General features: G+C 44.1%; 18 protein-coding genes. 9 read left to right on the plus strand and 9 right to left on the minus strand.

Annotated elements, in window-relative coordinates; all coding sequences use genetic code 11:
- Positions 1-40: 40 nt before the first annotated feature.
- The 4 genes from NYE29_RS10615 to NYE29_RS10630 all read right to left on the minus strand — a co-directional run bounded on the left by NYE29_RS10615 (position 41) and on the right by NYE29_RS10630 (position 3,235).
- Positions 41-1,462 carry an MDR family MFS transporter gene (locus NYE29_RS10615; protein WP_076111817.1) on the minus strand — a complete coding sequence of 474 codons (1,422 nt, stop codon included), beginning with the start codon at positions 1,460-1,462 and terminating at the stop codon, positions 41-43.
- Between the two features lie 64 nt (positions 1,463-1,526).
- Positions 1,527-1,766, minus strand: coding sequence for a hypothetical protein (locus tag NYE29_RS10620; RefSeq protein WP_038598107.1), 240 nt, complete (start codon positions 1,764-1,766; stop codon positions 1,527-1,529).
- A gap of 343 nt (positions 1,767-2,109) precedes the next feature.
- A complete protein-coding gene (locus NYE29_RS10625) occupies positions 2,110-2,295 on the minus strand; it encodes a hypothetical protein (protein ID WP_179091784.1) in 186 nt (61 codons plus the stop codon).
- A 133-nt stretch (positions 2,296-2,428) separates the two neighbouring features.
- Positions 2,429-3,235 (minus strand): hypothetical protein, encoded by an 807-nt coding sequence (locus tag NYE29_RS10630; protein ID WP_340895897.1) that lies wholly within the window; start codon positions 3,233-3,235, stop codon positions 2,429-2,431.
- A gap of 233 nt (positions 3,236-3,468) precedes the next feature.
- On the opposite strand from NYE29_RS10630, the gene NYE29_RS10635 reads away from it, so the two are divergent.
- Both NYE29_RS10635 and NYE29_RS10640 read left to right on the plus strand, forming a co-directional pair.
- Positions 3,469-4,116 (plus strand): response regulator transcription factor, encoded by a 648-nt coding sequence (locus NYE29_RS10635; protein ID WP_076111821.1) that lies wholly within the window; start codon positions 3,469-3,471, stop codon positions 4,114-4,116.
- 1 nt (position 4,117) lies between these two features.
- A complete protein-coding gene (locus NYE29_RS10640; protein ID WP_340895899.1) occupies positions 4,118-5,518 on the plus strand; it encodes a sensor histidine kinase in 1,401 nt (466 codons plus the stop codon).
- Between the two features lie 146 nt (positions 5,519-5,664).
- Here NYE29_RS10640 and NYE29_RS10645 read toward each other — a convergent pair whose 3' ends face one another.
- From NYE29_RS10645 to pdxR, 3 genes are all read right to left on the minus strand, one after another.
- The gene (locus NYE29_RS10645) at positions 5,665-6,852 is read right to left on the minus strand and encodes an MFS transporter (RefSeq protein ID WP_340895901.1); all 1,188 of its coding nucleotides are present in this window, start codon (positions 6,850-6,852) and stop codon (positions 5,665-5,667) included.
- Positions 6,853-6,956: 104 nt separating this feature from the next.
- Positions 6,957-7,268, minus strand: a complete 312-nt coding sequence (locus tag NYE29_RS10650) for an ArsR/SmtB family transcription factor (protein ID WP_340895902.1) — start codon at positions 7,266-7,268, stop codon at positions 6,957-6,959.
- A 191-nt stretch (positions 7,269-7,459) separates the two neighbouring features.
- Positions 7,460-8,890 carry a MocR-like pyridoxine biosynthesis transcription factor PdxR gene (gene pdxR / locus NYE29_RS10655; protein ID WP_340895903.1) on the minus strand — a complete coding sequence of 477 codons (1,431 nt, stop codon included), beginning with the start codon at positions 8,888-8,890 and terminating at the stop codon, positions 7,460-7,462.
- A 223-nt stretch (positions 8,891-9,113) separates the two neighbouring features.
- Here pdxR and NYE29_RS10660 point away from each other — a divergent pair, with 223 nt between their 5' ends.
- The 7 genes from NYE29_RS10660 to NYE29_RS34570 all read left to right on the plus strand — a co-directional run bounded on the left by NYE29_RS10660 (position 9,114) and on the right by NYE29_RS34570 (position 15,386).
- Positions 9,114-9,659, plus strand: coding sequence for a pyridoxamine 5'-phosphate oxidase family protein (locus NYE29_RS10660; protein WP_076111830.1), 546 nt, complete (start codon positions 9,114-9,116; stop codon positions 9,657-9,659).
- Between the two features lie 200 nt (positions 9,660-9,859).
- Positions 9,860-10,621: a leucine-rich repeat domain-containing protein gene (locus NYE29_RS10665; RefSeq protein WP_076111832.1), complete on the plus strand. Its 762-nt coding sequence runs from the start codon at positions 9,860-9,862 to the stop codon at positions 10,619-10,621.
- A gap of 238 nt (positions 10,622-10,859) precedes the next feature.
- A complete protein-coding gene (locus NYE29_RS10670) occupies positions 10,860-11,249 on the plus strand; it encodes a hypothetical protein (RefSeq protein ID WP_340895904.1) in 390 nt (129 codons plus the stop codon).
- 44 nt (positions 11,250-11,293) lie between these two features.
- A complete protein-coding gene (locus tag NYE29_RS10675) occupies positions 11,294-12,274 on the plus strand; it encodes a helix-turn-helix transcriptional regulator (RefSeq protein WP_256718154.1) in 981 nt (326 codons plus the stop codon).
- A 75-nt stretch (positions 12,275-12,349) separates the two neighbouring features.
- The gene (locus NYE29_RS10680) at positions 12,350-12,895 is read left to right on the plus strand and encodes a DinB family protein (RefSeq protein WP_340895905.1); all 546 of its coding nucleotides are present in this window, start codon (positions 12,350-12,352) and stop codon (positions 12,893-12,895) included.
- A gap of 71 nt (positions 12,896-12,966) precedes the next feature.
- On the plus strand, positions 12,967-14,850 hold the full coding sequence (locus NYE29_RS10685) for an AraC family transcriptional regulator (RefSeq protein WP_076111839.1): 1,884 nt from the start codon (positions 12,967-12,969) through the stop codon (positions 14,848-14,850).
- Between the two features lie 212 nt (positions 14,851-15,062).
- A complete protein-coding gene (locus NYE29_RS34570) occupies positions 15,063-15,386 on the plus strand; it encodes a MerR family transcriptional regulator (protein WP_076111841.1) in 324 nt (107 codons plus the stop codon).
- Here the strand turns inward: NYE29_RS34570 and NYE29_RS10690 are convergent.
- Both NYE29_RS10690 and NYE29_RS10695 read right to left on the minus strand, forming a co-directional pair.
- Positions 15,291-16,682, minus strand: coding sequence for a HAMP domain-containing sensor histidine kinase (locus NYE29_RS10690; protein WP_340895907.1), 1,392 nt, complete (start codon positions 16,680-16,682; stop codon positions 15,291-15,293). The genes NYE29_RS34570 and NYE29_RS10690 overlap by 96 nt on opposite strands.
- Positions 16,679-17,341: a response regulator transcription factor gene (locus tag NYE29_RS10695; protein WP_076111844.1), complete on the minus strand. Its 663-nt coding sequence runs from the start codon at positions 17,339-17,341 to the stop codon at positions 16,679-16,681. The genes NYE29_RS10690 and NYE29_RS10695 overlap by 4 nt, the downstream gene beginning before the upstream one ends.
- Positions 17,342-17,367: the final 26 nt, after the last annotated feature.

Genomic DNA, 17,367 nt, shown 5'->3' on the forward strand with positions numbered 1-17,367 from the left:
AAAATAGAAGAATTATAAGTTCAATCTATATAGTAATGAATCAATTATGCTCAGGTGTCTTTTTGATAAACCAACCCAGCACCAAAATAAGTATTGCAAGAATAAATTCAATCCAAAAAACCGTTTGTAGACCGGAAACCATGCTTTGTGTCTTCTCATGCATTGCAGTGGGATCGAGCGAATGGTGAAGATAACGAGTGGCTCCAGACGACATGATGCCGATGAACAATGCGATGCCAATTCCACCTGCAATCTGTTGAAGCGTATTGTATATGGCTGTGCCATGAGGGACCAGGTGACGTGGAAGTTGATTCAATCCTGCCGTCTGAGCCGGCATGACGACGAATGACATGCCTACGAATAAGAGGACATGGTTGAACAGCACGGAACCTTGTGTTGTATCACTGTCGATGCCGGCAAACAGCCACAACGATATGGCGATCAGGAACAGGCCGGGCACAATTACGCGTCTCGGTCCGAATTTATCGAATAATTTCCCCGACACCGGCATCAGGATCCCGTTCAAAATGCTACCTGGCATAAGAAGTAAGCCTGTTGCGAATGCTGTCAACTTCATCACATCCTGCATATAGAACGGCAGCAATGTTGTTGTGGAGAATAGAACCATCATCAGAATAACAATCAATACCGCAACCAGAGAAAAAGTGGGATGCCGGAATACTGAAAGATCGATCAACGGCTCTTTGATCTTGAGCTGTCGCCATACAAGCAAGAGCAAGAACAGGCTGCCTATTGCAATCGATCCGTAACCAGCAGGCCCAAGAGATACACTTGTTTGGCTGAAGCCGTAGGTAACGCAGCCGAAACCGGCGGTTGACATCACAATGGATACAAGATCCACCCTTGGCTTGGTCAGTTCTGTCACATTCTTCAAGTAGATGAATGCATAAATAATCGAAAATAGTGCGACAGGAATCACCATGTAGAACAGCCAGCGCCAGTGTAAGGTATCGATAATCAAACCAGACAAAGTCGGCCCGATGACAGGGGCGACCATGATGACCAGCCCCATGAGACCCATGGCAGCACCCCGGCGTTCTGGAGGATAGAGGGCGAGAATCGTATTCATCATCAACGGGATCAATAATCCTGTACCGCAAGCCTGAATAACCCTGCCTGTCAGCAAGATTCCGAATCCCGGGGATACTGCACATAAGCAGGTACCGGCCAAAAATAACGCCATCGCAGACATAAACATCTGGCGAGTCGTGAACCATTGCTGCAGTAATGCGGTCACCGGCACGAGTACACCGATAACGAGCATATAACCTGTCGATAACCACTGTATGGTCGCGGCAGCAACATTGAATTCCCGCATCAATCCAGGAAGCGCATTAGCAAGCAAATTTTCGTTAAGAAAGGCAACAAATGCACCGATGAGTAGTGCGGTTAACATCGGCCCTCTCTTCATTCCACTTGCCTCTTGAATCCGGTTGTCCATTTTCTACCTCCCGAATAGTTATTTCGTAGTGCCTTGATACCAAACCGCCAGCCTGCCGTGCAGATTACCCCACACCATCACTTTCTAACAAGGAGTAAAAATTATCGCGGTCTTCGTTATCGAATTTGCCAAGCGTCCGCACCCTGATAAATTCATGTCCGCCATACATGTCTATTTCCTCGCCATACCTGTTATAGAGCGCGATCATATTGCCATCCCGATTCAACTCCATGTACCCGTAACAATCTGCTTCAGGTGCTTCGCCGTAAAAGAGCGTAAATTTGATTTTGATCACTTTGTGCATGCAGAGCCTCCTTTTCCCCATCAACCTGAAGTAAATTTTACGTGAAACCGGATGAATTGGAAAAAGCGATATCGCTCTTCCTACTCGGAAATTCATTCATATTTCGAAAGCATGAGGGGGGATTCCCCGCTACGCCGCTAATTCACACATTATTTCTTGACGGGATGAGATTAGGGGAGTATTATAACGTGCCGGTCAACTCTACAAGGTAAATCAATAAAAAGACCGACTTTTCGAAGTGCCTACGGCACCGAATCGTCAGCCTGTCATGCAAATCATGAGAATAAAATTCCATAAGAATATCAAACGAAGGAGCATGCCGCGGCAGCTCCTTTTGCATTTTTCAGGGCTTTTTTTCATGCTCTTTACGGTCTTCGTCCACGGCGGCATTGAGCTCGTCCACGTAATCTTTGGTATTTTGCCGCACTTGTTGTTTCGTGTACTGGTGTTTATTCGCATTGGCCTTCACATGGGTAGATCCGGTTACGGGAACACGTCCGCCGACCATATAGTTACCTATATTATACAAAATTAACGCGGTGACGCATTAAACTAATTGCATATAAATAAGGCTGTCGAGACTTTCTCGACAGCCTGGGCACCCAAATGGGTGCCTTTTCTGGTGTAACATTGATATCTGCAGGGGCTTCATAGTTGCAAAATTATTTATTTTCCGTACTTAAAACCCTATAGTAGTCTCTCAGTTGAGTAAGATCTTGAGAGAGTGCAACACGATAGAGTTTATTAGAAGAAGTTGTGACATCAAAGGTATGTGAAATTACTGCGAATGCATCAGCAGATATCCACTGATAGGTTATGGATTTAGTAGGTTCAGTTATATAGCCTTTTTTGGTGATAAGATTTTCGACTTTTGCGTATGAGCCATCAAGAGTAAATTGTTTAGTTCCAGCATCGAGTCGTTCAGATATGAGTTTATCGGCTGAAGGTGAATCAATAACAAACTCATTGTCTATATTAGGACCACCAGTGCATTTGCTGCGAATTAGTTCACCTGTACCTCCATCCACTTCAACTGAAAAACTATAGAAGGGTGTAATGTCTACCTGAGCCCACCACGTAGAACTAGATTGACCAGCTTGAGGGGAATAGGACATTTGAAGCGTTTGATTATCAAGTGTTACGTCAGAAAATTTAAATATCTCCTGGGCAGCTATTTCAGCAGCTTCTTGTAAAGATAAATCTTTAGGACTAGGTGCTTTACTTTGAGTGTAAGGGGCATAGATAGCCTTATAATTAGCCTTTACATAGCCAGCAGGAATTTGTCTATCCACTAAGTAGGAAAGTTTAGAGACATTGTAAGCAGTAGGAACCTTGTCTACAGTTTTTAGTTCACCAGCTACTGCGACTTGTGTGAGCAGCAGGAAAGAGACACCTATAAAGGTAATGATTTTAATACTTTTAAAACCGTTTTTTACGACATTTCTTGGATCTGATGATTTTCGAGACATTTTATTGTCCTCCTTGTTATTGTTTTTTAATACAAAATAAAAATAACAAGAAAATACATTGGTACTATTATAAAGTTGTTTCAGAGTTGTAAAAAAAAGAAATATCAGTAATGTTGAAGTTTTAATGTGAGATAATAAGTGAAATATTTATACATTTCCACATAGAATAGTACATCTATGTACAGATTTCAAGTGTAAAGGATATTAGTTGCTTAATATGATGGGGTGAAAGCATGGCGGATATTCTGGTAGTAGAAGATGAAGAGGCAATTAATGAATTAATAAGGAGAAACTTAAGTTTGGTAGGGCATACCTGCTATTTCGCTATGGATGGTGAGACAGCCGTAGAAATGATAAAGAATAAAAGTTTTGATTTAGTTGTACTGGACATTATGTTGCCTAAAATGGATGGGTTTGAGGTATTGGAACAAGTAAAGGGTATTCCTGCTATTCTTTTAACGGCTAAAAGAAGCGTAGAGGATCGGGTAAAGGGGCTTGTTATGGGAGCAGATGATTATCTGACAAAACCCTTTGAAATGTTAGAGCTTTTTGCAAGAGTAGAAGCTATATTAAGACGAACCAAGAAGGATGAAGATACATTTTGTATAGATAATGTTAGGGTTGAACTTCATAGTAGAAGGCTTTTTTTGAAGGATAAAGTAGTTGAATATACACCTAAGGAATTTGAGCTATTAGAGGTACTCATAAAAAATAGAAATATTGCTTTATCAAGAGAGAAGCTTTTAGAGCTGGTATGGGGATATGAATACATGGGAGAGACAAGAACGGTAGATGTCCATATTCAGAAGCTGAGAAAAAAGTTGGGGTTGGAGAAAAAAATTGTAACAGTGTATAAACTAGGTTATCGGTTAGAAGTGTAGTATGAAAAATAAAACCTACATCTGGACCTTGGTATTATTTCTATTGTTTATTAATGTTGGGATTATGGTATTTAGTATTGTTAATACAAAACATAACCTTTCAGGCATTAAGAGGAGCTATCTAAGAGAGCATAATTTTATAGTAAATAGTATGACTAAAGACATAGTGGCTATGAAAAATAGAGGCTATGAAACAGATGCTGCTATTGCTCGTTCTTATGATATGTATAATAAGCAATATGAAGTTCAAAAAATTTATTTACAGATTTATAAAGATAAAGAGAGAAGATATTCAAGTTTACCTATAGAAGCAACATTAAGTGATAAAGAAATAAATATAGAAAAAGATATAACGGAGATAACTGTTGTAACACTAGATGGAAGGAAATACATACAAATATGCGGGTACTTACCAGAGCCGTATAGCCAATATGCATTAGTCTATTATGCAGACATAACAGATATAGTAAACGAGTGGGAAAAGCTGAATAACTCCTTATTTACTGCAAGTATAATATTTTCAGGAGTTTTAAGTATATGCTTGTTTATTTTATTAGAATATCTTTTTAAACCACTAGAAAGAATTTCATGTATCTCAAATAAGATTGCCAATGGTGAGTACAAAGAAAAGCTAGAGATTACGGGTGGCGAAGAAATCGCAGAGGTTGTACAAAGCTTTAATACGATGGCGGATAAAATTCAATATCAGATGGAAGAGCTTGAGAACCATGCGAAAGAAAAGCAGAGATTGATAGATGATTTGGCACATGAATTAAGAACTCCATTAACTGCAATCTATGGATATGCTGAATATATGCAGAAGACGCATTTAAGTGAGGAAGCTAAGTATGCTGCAACCAATTATATTTTATCAGAGAGTAAAAGGTTAAAAAATATTTCGGAAAGTTTATTGGAACTGGTAATAATACGAGAAGAAAAAGAAATAGAAATGGTATCAATTGATATAGAAAAGTTGTTTAAAAAAATTCATCAAACCGAAAATATTAAGCTCAAAGAAAAAGGAATAGAATTAGTATATTACAATGAGTTGAAAGAAATAAAAGGAAATGAAGATTTAATAGAAAGTATGGTTGTGAACTTAGTAGACAATGCAATAAAGGCATGTAGCACAAAAGGTAAAATTACGATGAGAGCTTATTTTGAAAAAGAGAAAAAAGTTATTGAAGTAGAAGATAACGGAAAGGGAATGACAGAGGAGCAGCTTCTTCAGGTGACAGAAGCATTTTATAGAGTAGATAAGGCAAGAAGCAGAAAAGAAGGGGGAAATGGATTGGGACTCGCATTATGTGCGCAGATTGCTAAGAAGCATCATGCAGAGTTATCTTTTTCTTCAAAGCCTAATGAAAAAACAATAGTGAAGGTAATTTTTCAAGAATGTTAACTTAAAAGATGCTAAGAACTTTACTTTAGGAAGAGGCTTTAAATCATAGCTGGATAGACATAAGGCCATTCAGCGAAGGATGGCCTTAAAAACTCACCTCCAGCAATTGACATCCCCTTTAGGTGTGACTACAGAAACGAGTTCCGTCAATCTTCTTCCGTAACCATAGATTTCACATTGGGTTTAGCATGTAAGTCAAAACACATTATTTTTACGACGATACACAAAAGAGACAATACTACAAAAAGTAAACCGCTCCAAACGACTTCTCCTACTCCTAATCGTGATATAAACCAGCCTCCTATTGCCGCACCCATCGTGACGCCTAAGTTTGAAAAAGACACATATAAACTGTTGGCAAATTCCGGTGCTTCTGAAGCTTCCGATGTCAGCCAAATTTGACTTACAATAAGTCCACTCGTATGAACAGCTCCCCACACAATGATAATCCCACTTATGAGAATAAGGGGTGTTTCCACATAATAAAGAAGTAAATAACATATTCCTAAAGCGACAGGATAAAGCAGCACTGTTTTCGACATACGATGGCTTAATAGCTTTCCAGCATACCAATTTCCTGCCACACCGCTAATTCCGAAAATCACAAGCATCACGCTAATGAGTTTCCCGCTCATATCAGACCTCTGTCCTAAATATTCCGCAAAATAACTATATACAGAAAACATAGCAGCAAATATGAAGCAAGCAGCACCGCTATTTAACCATAAAGCGGGTTTTCGTAATATCGCAAGCTGTGTTCCAAAAGAGATTTTCTCCTTTGCCGACATGGCTGGAACCATTACTCCTATTCCAACACACGCAATGACATTCACTAGGGCAGAAAATAAAAATGAGGTACCAAGTGAAAATTGATTGGCAATATAGGAAGAAAGCGGGATCCCGAGCACCATGCCCATGCTTACCCCAAGAAATACCTTTGCACTCGCCTTCGCGGCTTCCTCCTTTACTGATAATTCAGTGGCTAGTACAAAGGCAATGGAGAAATAAACCGGATGAAAGAAAGCTGGAATCATTCGGAGAGCCATAAGCATATAAAAATTCGGAGCAAAAACTGACATCAAATTGGAAGCGGCAAAAATAATCAGAATGCCAGTCAATGCAGTTTTACGATTTAATCTTGACAGCAATAGCGTCATCCATGGGCCAAAAAGGGCAATAATAAGTGCAAACGAACTAACAAGCATTCCAGCTAGTCCTGCAGTAACGTTATATTTCTCCATGACCATTGGCAAAATTCCGACTACACCAAGTTCGGTATTTATAATTCCAAATATACCCAACGCAATAAAAAATAGTGGACTGATTCTTTTCACGATTTCTTTTCTCCTTGTAACACAATGTTTTACCTTATTTCTATATATCTATTATTATAGATATATTATCTAAAAATGAGCAGGTAATCCTATATTCTGGTTACCTACATTTCATTCTTGATATAGTCGGCAAATTTACGAATGGTTTCTTCATTTCTCCGATAATAGGTCCACTGTCCAAATCGCCTTGATTCTAGAAGTTCAGCTTTCTTCATGACCATTAAATAGCTGGAAATCACGGATTGTGCCAATCCCGTTTTTTCCTGAATGCTACCTACACAAATCCCTCCTTTAAAGTCAGCATCCGTTGGTAAATACAATTGCGGTCCAAAATTTTCATCCGGATTTTTTAACCATTCCAAAATTTTCACACGGGTATCATTGGACAAAGCTTTAAAGATCATCATGGTTTCCATAGCCCCATTATATCTAATTATATAGATATGTCAATTTTCATATACAATAACTCCGGTAGCATAAAAATTTTGCTTCTAGAATAAGCGACAAGCAACGGAAAATCGACCATAAAGCATCATCTTCCTGGTTCGTATTACAGCCCCTGAGGATAGAACCCCTACTAAAGCCTAATTAGCTTGTGAACATGACCCTATAAGATCAGCTCCGCAAGACGATGGATTCCCTGCTCAATCGATGCTTCATCTACTTTTGCAAACCCCAACACCCAGCCCTTCCTTTTGCTTTCCAAACAATAAGGTCCAAGAGGGTATACACGTATTCCCTGTTGAAGGGCTAACTTTGTCACGGTTTCTTCGTCGTATGATTCTACAGCTTCAAGTAACATATGCAATCCCGTTTCTACTCCACTTAGTGTGAAGCGTTCCCCTAAACCGCTAGCCATAATAGCCTTTGTCATAGCTTCGTGTCTTCGCCGGTAGACATTTCTGACTCTTCTCATATGGCGCATAAAATGCCCATTCTTGATGAAGTGGGTTAGTGTGAGCTGATCCATAATCGGAAGATGACGGTAAGTCAGTTCCTGTACCCTGGCAAGTTGAGCAATTGCCCGGGCAGATCCAACGATAGCCGAAATACGGATGCCTGGAGCAATCATTTTAGAAAAACTCATGAGGTACAAGGTATTATTAGATGCCTGACTAAAGAGTGTGGGAAGCGGGTCCCCACGATATCGAAATTCACTGTCATAATCGTCCTCAATGATCCAAAATTGTTCTTGCACGGCCTTATGCAGCAATTGTTGCCTGCGCGGCTCCGACATAACAACCCCGACCGCGCACTGGTGCGAAGGAGTCGCAAAGATCAGTTTGGATTGTGGATGAATACGGTCAACCACAAGACCATGCGCATCAACGGGGACGGGCACCACATTCATACGCCGATAGTTCATCGCCATCCAGGAAGCTGGAAAACCGGGATCTTCTACAGAGACAGTGTCCCCATCAGATAAAAGCGATTGTGCGATTAAGTCAATGCTATGCTGAGCTCCTGAGGTCAACAGAATCTGATTTGTTTGGATATGGATACCTCGTTCAAGTGATAAATAACGCTGAATTTGCTCACGTAATGGTGTGAGGCCATAGAGGTTGCCGTAAGCCCAGTTTGATAAGTCCATTGCAGCGGATGCGTGGAGAAACGATTGTCGCCAGTTCTTTTGAAAATGTCCATCCAAATAAGGTTCGTGGGGACTAAAATCAATATCCGCTTCTCCATGTTCTTTGCCTCTGAACCAGTCCTGTAATTGATCGACCGCCGAGTCCAACAAGGGAAGTGAGGGAGGCAGAGGGCCATTTGCTATGATTTCCTTCGTTGACTCAGTGATTTGATTCCATTTACTAACCCGCGTTCCTCCTCGTCGGGATGTAACCGTATAGCCTCGACTTAGCAATTCCTCATAGACGATCTGTATAGTAGAGCGAGAGACGCCTATCTGGTGAGCGAGTTCGCGGGAAGGAATCAGCAATTCTCCTGGAGCCCAGATTCCACTTGTAATATTATGAATGGCTTGATCAAGCAATTGCTGCCAGATCGGTCTCTTATCATTACGAATTACTTTCATCATCGTGTATACCTCCAAATAGTAGCTCCAACCATAAAATATTAAGTAATTATGGATTGCTCATAACCTTGATGTTTGGATCTTAAAAGGCACTCCATTCACTGATATACTACCGTAATAACGCTGGTATTTGCAATCTGAGTCGTTGCCGCACTCTAGAAGAGTATCGGAGTTCAAACTATTGGAGTGGGATGAATATCTCATGAGTGAAAGGAGAGATTTCGAAATGGATCCAGTTCGTTACAAGACCAGGGAATGCAAGGATCAGGAGAAAATTGAAAGCTTCCTGCAGCAAGCGAGAATTGGATATCTTGGGTTGGTTGATGGGAACCTCCCTTATGTTGTACCGCTAAATTATGTATGGTCTGAGGGGAAGCTCTATATTCACGGGGCTGGCGATGGAAGACGTAATCAGGTCATGAGCGAAAATCCAGAGGTGTGTTTTACGGTGTGTGAGGAATACGGGACCATTACGGATCCGGTACCTGCTAAAACGGATACGGCTTATATGAGCGTAATGATATTTGGACAGGCAGAGCCGATCACAGATTTGGACGAAGCCACTCATGTACTTCAGGGATTGATCAATAAATACGTACCCGGCTATTATAACCGCCCTTTGTCCAAGCAACATGTGGACAAGTATAGGTCGGCTGTATTCGGCGGACCGGTTCAAGTTTACCGGGTTATTCCGCACCATATGACAGCAAAAGAAAGTCCTATTGAAGCAGAAAAAATGTATAGAACGGACACGATTGTGCGAGAGATTTAACGACAAGATATGCTTTCATATTTCTTCAAAATTTAGCGCGAATGCCCTATGACTATGTGATATAGTTTTAGGGTATTTTTTCGGTATAAATTTTAATTATTTTGATTGAATTCAACAGGTTAAGCTGAACATTTTTGAAGTGAAATCCGATAAAGGTAAGGAATGGCACTTATTCAATGTGCTTGAAAAGGAGAGTGTATATGCCTGCTAAGCTAATGAAAAATATCATCGTGATTTGTTTGGTTCTCGTATTCTTACCGGCAACATCCATTTGGGCCGCATCCGTCATTACAGACCCGGCTTTGGCGAAAGCCGTTCGCGCGGAATTAGAGCTGCCGGCTAAGAAAGAGCTGAAGGCAGTTGATTTGAAGAAGTTGGAATCTTTGTATCCTAGCGAATCTAAGGCTAAAATCACCAGTTTACAGGGTCTTGAATATGCGGTTAACATGGAGAGCTTATTTCTGCCCGGCCAAAAGATAAAGAATATTAACCCGCTAAGCAGGTTGAAAAAGTTAACGTTCTTAGCAGTTGAGGAGAATCAGATTACGGATCTTTCACCGATTTCCGGGTTAAGTTCTCTAGAGAAGCTGGTTGTTGACGGTAACAAGATAAAAAGTCTAGTGCCGTTAAAAAATCTAAATAAGCTGACCGATCTTCTTGCCAGCAACAATCAGGTGGAAGACCTAAGTCCCATTAAAAAATTGAAGTTAGAATGGCTCTTACTGAGCGGAAATAAAATTCAAGATTTGACGCCGTTAAAAAATCATCCAACATTGGAACATCTCTATCTAGACGATAACCTCATCCAGGATATTGAAGTGCTCGAAACGTTGCCCCAATTACAAGAAGTATCTTTGGCAAACAACCCGCTGAATGAACAAGCGGAGCAGGTTATCCAAGAGCTGGAGAACAATGGTGTCATAGTAAATTTGGAAGATAACAGGGATACTCAGCCAGAGTAGCTTGAAAGCGAGGAAGTGAAGCAATACGTCGATCTGAACCGGATTTGCCTGAGCCCGCAATGCGGCTTTGCTTTCACGGAAGAGGGCAACTAATCGAGAATTTAACGTTGGATCAAAGAAAAGTTATTAAAGCAAAAAATAGTGAGGGGGTGTACCAAGCCATTTGAGGGCTATTGGGACACCCCCTAAAAGCTTGGCGTTACAGACAGCTATTTTTTTCATTGGAGGGACCCCCAGATTGATGAAGGTTATCCGGTTTTTTTTCATTCTCACTTTTCTTTTCATTGTCGGATGCAATAACAGTAATTCGTCAGATGATGAGATCCTTTCCTTTGTTCTTAAATACAGCGATTTAAACGAAACTACAGTAAAACTAAAGGATTGGCCTGATACAAATGAAGACGAAGAACAATTAAGCGATCCTATTTATTTTGTTGTAGTCGAAAAAAGACCAGATAATAAAAGTAATGAGGTAGATCAAAGGGATTATTACAGTATTTACTTTGGTGAGAATTATGGGGATCATATTGCCAGGTCCTTACGGATATTTGTAAAATATGATCTGAGCGAGATTGTCTTATCCGAAGCTGGATATTTTGATGAACAGACGGAAGTTATCTATCCGTAGGTAGTAAAGAGTCACTTCCGAACACATTTTCGCGAGGAAAGAAGGTGCTCCCGTTGGCAAAATGGGATAATATGCTATCCATGCTTTGGATGCTACGCTCCGGTAGGAAACTCACCGCCGCTCAGATCGCGGACAGTTTGGAGATCAGCATCCGCACCGTATACCGGTATATCGACGCATTATGCGCCAGCGGTGTGCCAGTCATTGCGGAATCGGGCCATGACGGCGGCATTCACATTCTGGAAAGCTTCAGGGAGACTCCATTGTTCTTCAATTCCGTAGAGCTGAAGGCACTTGTGGATGCGTTTAAATTTGCGCAAGGTGCCGGCTATCCGTATACGGAAGAATTGGAAAGCGCATTGGAGAAAGTGAAGAATGGGCTGCACGAAGAGCAGCGCGACGATCTGTCCCGTCAGACGAGTGGCTTGGATGTGATTTCTCCGGTGCGTCCGCCTTCCGGTGTTCTGTTGTTGCGGGACCTGGAGCAGGCGGCGAAGGATGGGCGAACGGTCTGCATCGCCTATCGTAAGGAGCACGCGGGACAGGCCGACGAACGTAAAGTCGATCCATACGGGTTGGCTTACGACCGGAACGAATGGTACGTCGTCGCGTTTTGCCATCGGTCGCTGGCAATGCGGACGTTCCGCGTAGATCGTATCGCGCGGTTGGAGTCAACCGAAGCGCGGTTCGAAAAGCCGGAGCATTTCTCCGCGTCTGCCTATTTCCACGACCAGTCTAAGCGGGAACGGGAGGCGGACGGACCGCTAACGGTCATCCGTATCGAGGGGGAGCCCGACACGTTGAACGCGGTTTGCCGCCACTGGCATCTACGCCACTATTTGACGGAAAGGACCGATCGTGAGGCGCGGTTTCTGCTCGACGTTCCGACGATGAACAAGTACCTTCCGATGTATCTGCTGACGTTTGGTCCGGCCATTTGTATACGGGAGCCGCTGGAGCTGAAGCGTCAGATTCAGGAAATGGCTTACGGAATCGCAAAACATTACGAAGACGATCCCGATTGAACTCCGCTGACAACGGTTGTCAGCGAACCCGGCATACGATAGAGATAAGGCTGCGGCAGTGGCGGCCAAACGACGATGAATAAAGGAAAGGTGGATTCATACATGCTTCAACATCCGCAGCAATTATACGAATATCATGTTTGGGCGAATGACCAGCTATTCACCCATCTGGAGCAGCTTCCGAAGGATGTTTTCCATGCGGAAGTGACGAGTGTGTTCCCGTCCGTGTCGAAAACGTTTGGGCACATGTATTTGTACGAAAAGCTCTATATGTCCGTACTGGCGGAAGCTCCGAACGAGGAGATTTTCCCGAAAATCCCGGGCTGGGCGGAAGAAGCACAGGGCAAAACCGTGGACGAGATGCGGCGGCTGTTCGCTGGCGTCGCCGAACAGTTTCGCGATTTGCTGCGGCGTACGCCAGACCCGGACAAGGCGATGACGATCGAGCATCCGAAGTACGGTCGTCTCGATACGCATTTCTCCGGCATCCTGCAGCATGTGGTCAACCATGGGACATATCACCGGGGCAATGTGACCGCGATGCTGAGGCAGCAGGGGTACGCCGGGGTCCCGACCGATTATTTGTTCTATTTAATAGAACGGCAGGAAGGTCAGCGGTAAGCTGGGCGGCACGTATGGCGGGGCCATTATGAAATAAAACAGAATTTTGAGAGTGGAGGCGGGGCTGCGGCATGGACATCAATGATCTTATGGTTTCTTGGAATCACGCGAATTGCAAAGTCATAGATATTCGCCGCACCACGATTAGCACTGGCGAATCCATTCGTTCCTATTCTGTACCCTCAAACCTGTTTCTCATGTCGGTTCGCGGCAAGGCTACAGCTTATCTGGGAGAGCAATTTCATCGCCTGCAGCGGTTTACAGTGCTTCATACAGGTAAAGGCGATGTGCTCAACATGGTCGCGGGCAGCGAAGGCATGGATTATTATAGCGTTTATTATAAAGTGAGTATGAATCCTCCGGTACCCGCAGAGCTTGCCGCATTATTAGATCCGGCTCGTTCCTTTGATCATTCGTACAGTATAACGCCGGACAATCCGGTAGCGCTGCATCGGATATTGAGTGAAATGTTCAAGGAGTGGGAGAAACAGAAACCACTTGTGCATCTGCGCGTTCGGACCTTACTCTATCAGTTTGTGCATGATCTGCTTCATCAAATGCAGGTGCACGGTGTAAGCCCGGCGAAACGTGATTTGGCAGCTCAGGTCGCCGCTATTATCCATGAACATTATGCGGAGTCTATTACGCTGGAATCACTGGCGGAAAGCGTGAATTACAGCATTCCCCATTTATCCTCTTATTTTAAAATCCGTACAGGACTTAGCCCAATTGACTACTTAATCAAGGTGCGCATGGATAAGGCAGCGGCACTGCTGCTTGAAACAGATGCTACGCTGAAGGAAATTGCAGAGGGCATCGGCTATCAAGACCCAAGCTATTTGGGCAGGCTGTTCAAAAAATACAAGGGTGTTTCTCCAATTCGCTATAGAGAAGTGCATGCCGGCAAGAAGATACTAGAAGATTGTCCTGCCATAACCATGGAATCCTCCATTGTCCCTCCTGAACCATTTAACTATACTAATATCATTGATAACGATTATCAGTATCATGGCATCAGAGAGGGAGATTCATTCATGTTTAAACATTCAAGGCCTACGCTGGCATCAGTATTGCTGCTAAGCTTTATTCTGATGCTGAGCGCATGCGGCACGAATGATGCTGTGGAGCAGCCGCAGACCAAAATCGTTACAACAGTTAACGGTGATGTGGAGGTACCGCTTCATCCGAAACGAATCGTTGCGGGGGAGTATCTTGGTAGTCTTATTGCGCTTGGCATTACACCCATCGGAACATCCGATCATCATATTAAAAATCCTTACTTTCAGGAATATTTGAAAGACGTTGATAATATAGGGGACGGGAATGGCAACGTAGAGAAAATCTTATCGCTTGAACCGGACTTGATTATTATGGACGACTTCTATCCTGAGCTGAATGAGCAGATGTCGAAAATTGCGCCTACTGTCGTCATTCCGTACGCTTCCTTAAAAACGGTACATGAGGAGGTCGCTTATTTCGGCGAGCTGCTTGGCCAAGAAGAAAAGGCGAAAGCCTGGCTTGCCGATTATGACACCCGTACCGCCAGTGCCAAAGAAGACGTATTGAAGGTTATACCTGCGGACAGCACATTTTCAGTTATTGAAATGAGTGAAAAAAGCTTGATGGCTGTCGGAACCGGCTTCGGTAAAGGCGGACAGCCGGTATACAATGGATTCGGCTTTAAGCCTCCAGCGGCTGTCGCAGCCGAAATGACCGATCCCGGCTGGGCTTCATTTTCTGCGGAAGTACTGCCAAAGTATGCGGGAGATTATATTATACTGACCTCCGATTCGGAAACGCTGGATGAACTCAAAGCAGACCCGATCTGGGGGGCGCTTCCAGCAGTCAAAAATGATCATGTGTTTTTATGGACAAGCGATCGCTCCGGCTACTGGGACCCGATAGCTATTCTGAGCCAGACCGAAGAATTGGCAGACTGGCTGACAAGCCTCTAAATTCCTTTGCACAGCCAATGTCTGCCGCTCCACACTCCTGTTCCAAACGTTAGGGCATCCAATCGGGTGCCCTATAATTTTGCCTTGCAAATGTTTCGGTGAACCTTATCATAAGTAGGGGCAAGTAATCTCATTTTAGAGAAGGAACACTCTTGAAGTTGTCGCAGCGTCAAGTGCTATTATAACTTTGAGAGCTCGGAAAGGAGACCAGGATGAACAGATCTGTTGCAATCAATAAATTGTCGGAGCAGATGGGACTGACGAGTCGCACATTGCGCCACTGGGAATCAGAGGGACTATTTAAAAGTTCAAGGGATACCTCCTCTGGCTGGAGAATTTATGATGAAAATGCACTCTTATGTATACGAATTACTGCAGTACTTCGCAAAATGGATATTTCGATAAAGGATATAAAATCTGTTATCGCAAACAAGTCCCCTTCACTCCTGCCCATAACCATCCCCGCCTCTAGTAGAAACAGGAATGCTCATAGTTACCTTCCCTCCACTGGAGGAGGACATATTTGCGATAGTTAAGCTCCCTCCATGCTGCTGGGCGGCGGACTCGGCAATGTACAGTCCCATCCCGTGATGATTGCCGGAGCTTCGGCTCTGGTCCCCTCTGTAGAACTGAGTGGCGGCTTCTTTCAGATCGGTTGACGAGAAGCCGTTTCCCGTATCCGTAACCGTGAAATGGACAGCAGCGTCATCTCCCCTGACTAGCAAAGCAACACTCCCCTGCGCAGGCGTATGCTCGACCGCATTGGCGATCACATTGATGATTCCCCGCTGAAACAGCTCCTTATCTATAAAAAGAAATGCTGGAAAGGTATCCTTCTGGACAAGCGTATGCAGGTCCTTGCCGGAGGACAGAGCCTTCATCTGCAGCTCTAATTCTCCAAGAATCTCCGCTGTACTTACCAGCGATTTCTGACGAACAAAGCTGGCCTGCATGCTGGACAGATCAATAACCTCTTGTACGAAGGCTTCAATATCCTCGGCGCTGCGAAGAATGTATCCGTTATATTCCAGCTGGGCAGCATTCTGTGTCGTCTCCTGCAGCAGCTCCGCATTTCCCCGAATGACGGTAAGCGGGGTTTTGATATCGTGGGCCAGCGCGGAAATCTGCTCTCTGCGGGAACGCTCCAGCTCCCACTGCCGCTTAAGTGAAGTGTGCAGGGCTTCTTTCATCCGGTCCAGTGAGACCAGCACATCGTCGATTTCGCGGATACCGCTGGGCTTGACGGTAAACTCAAGATTCTCGCGCTGGATGTTCTCTGTCGCTTCCTGTAATCCTGCCATTTTCTCCGTGAGTTTTCTGCCGAACCGGGCGGCAAGCAAGGCCGCTTGGAGCAAAATTCCCAAGATGAAGAGCAGCACTCCCAGCAGCTGAGGATTCGGCAGATAGCTGCGCAGCAAGGAAGATGCATACTGCGGTGTTAAGCTATACCGGAATATCCAGATCTCCTGTCCGTGCTGGGCGGTTGTATAGAAATGAGAGTCCTGAGTATTGCCTTGCTGTATAATCTCCCAGGCATGTGCTGCTTCACTCCGGCTCAGATTACCGGCGAGAAGTTCTCCTTCCTGGGTGAAAACCGTATAATCTACCATTCCCGGAACGCTATCGGGCGTTACTGTTCTGCTTGAGGCAAGACGCTCCTTGAACGCAGCAATCTCCTTCTCGGCATAGTTAGCAGGCAGTATAACATTGGAGGAAAACGCCAGTGTGAACAAGCCAAGCACAAGTATCAGCAGCAGAATGGTCCCCGCGCTTAAGAACAGGAGGTATTGCAGGAAAAAGGTGCGAAGCCGCACTGTTTTGATTCGTTTCACAGATTCCACTTATATCCAATCCCCCAGATGGTCTCAATCGCGTCGATCCCGTATTTGCTCAGCTTGGCGCGGATGTTCTTGATATGCTCTGTAATGGCGCTGCGGTCGCTTTCTCCGTCAAACCCGAAGACCGTTTCATAAATATGTTCTTTGGAGAAGACCTGTCCGCGGCTGCGGGCCAGAAATTCGCAAATTTCATATTCGCTTTTGGTCAGAGGCACTTTGTCCTCTTGGACCAACAGTTCTTTACCGGAGAGGTTGAAGTGTACATTCTCCAGATATAGAACATTCCGCCGCTCCCTGCTTTCCCGCCTGAGATGGGCGCCAATCCGTGCCCGCAGCGCACCTATGCCAAAGGGCTTCACAATATAATCATCTGCCCCCAGTCCCAGGCCGTACATCAGATCGCTTTCCAGTGTTTTGGCCGTTAAAAAAAGGATCGGGCAATCCACCGCCGCACGTATCTCCCGGCAAAGTGTAAAGCCGTCCACACCCGGCATCATCACATCCAGCAAAATAAGATCATACGCGCCAAGGTCGTTCCGGCACACCTGTGTAGAATCGGAGATCGTTGTCACCAGATGATTGTCAGTAATAAGTGCGTTGCGGATCAGCGACAGGATGGCGGGTTCATCGTCTACCACGAGTATTTTTGCCATATTCGTTCCCTCGATTGTAAGTTGTA

Source organism: Paenibacillus sp. FSL M7-1046, from assembly GCF_038007405.1.
GTDB lineage: Bacteria > Bacillota > Bacilli > Paenibacillales > Paenibacillaceae > Paenibacillus_AQ.

Excerpts from the sequence above, each read along its gene's own strand:
- NYE29_RS10680 (WP_340895905.1), top strand. The coding sequence starts at position 12,350 with ATGAATAAAGGAAAGGTGGATTCATACATGCTTCAACATCCGCAGCAA.
- NYE29_RS10640 (WP_340895899.1), top strand. The coding sequence starts at position 4,118 with ATGAAAAATAAAACCTACATCTGGACCTTGGTATTATTTCTATTGTTT.
- NYE29_RS10695 (WP_076111844.1), bottom strand. The coding sequence starts at position 17,341 with ATGGCAAAAATACTCGTGGTAGACGATGAACCCGCCATCCTGTCGCTG.
- NYE29_RS10630 (WP_340895897.1), bottom strand. The coding sequence starts at position 3,235 with ATGTCTCGAAAATCATCAGATCCAAGAAATGTCGTAAAAAACGGTTTT.
- NYE29_RS10650 (WP_340895902.1), bottom strand. The coding sequence starts at position 7,268 with ATGGAAACCATGATGATCTTTAAAGCTTTGTCCAATGATACCCGTGTG.
- NYE29_RS10635 (WP_076111821.1), top strand. The coding sequence starts at position 3,469 with ATGGCGGATATTCTGGTAGTAGAAGATGAAGAGGCAATTAATGAATTA.
- pdxR (WP_340895903.1), bottom strand. The coding sequence starts at position 8,890 with ATGATGAAAGTAATTCGTAATGATAAGAGACCGATCTGGCAGCAATTG.
- NYE29_RS10660 (WP_076111830.1), top strand. The coding sequence starts at position 9,114 with ATGGATCCAGTTCGTTACAAGACCAGGGAATGCAAGGATCAGGAGAAA.
- NYE29_RS10615 (WP_076111817.1), bottom strand. The coding sequence starts at position 1,462 with ATGGACAACCGGATTCAAGAGGCAAGTGGAATGAAGAGAGGGCCGATG.
- NYE29_RS34570 (WP_076111841.1), top strand. The coding sequence starts at position 15,063 with ATGAACAGATCTGTTGCAATCAATAAATTGTCGGAGCAGATGGGACTG.
- NYE29_RS10620 (WP_038598107.1), bottom strand. The coding sequence starts at position 1,766 with ATGCACAAAGTGATCAAAATCAAATTTACGCTCTTTTACGGCGAAGCA.
- NYE29_RS10665 (WP_076111832.1), top strand. The coding sequence starts at position 9,860 with ATGCCTGCTAAGCTAATGAAAAATATCATCGTGATTTGTTTGGTTCTC.
- NYE29_RS10685 (WP_076111839.1), top strand. The coding sequence starts at position 12,967 with ATGGACATCAATGATCTTATGGTTTCTTGGAATCACGCGAATTGCAAA.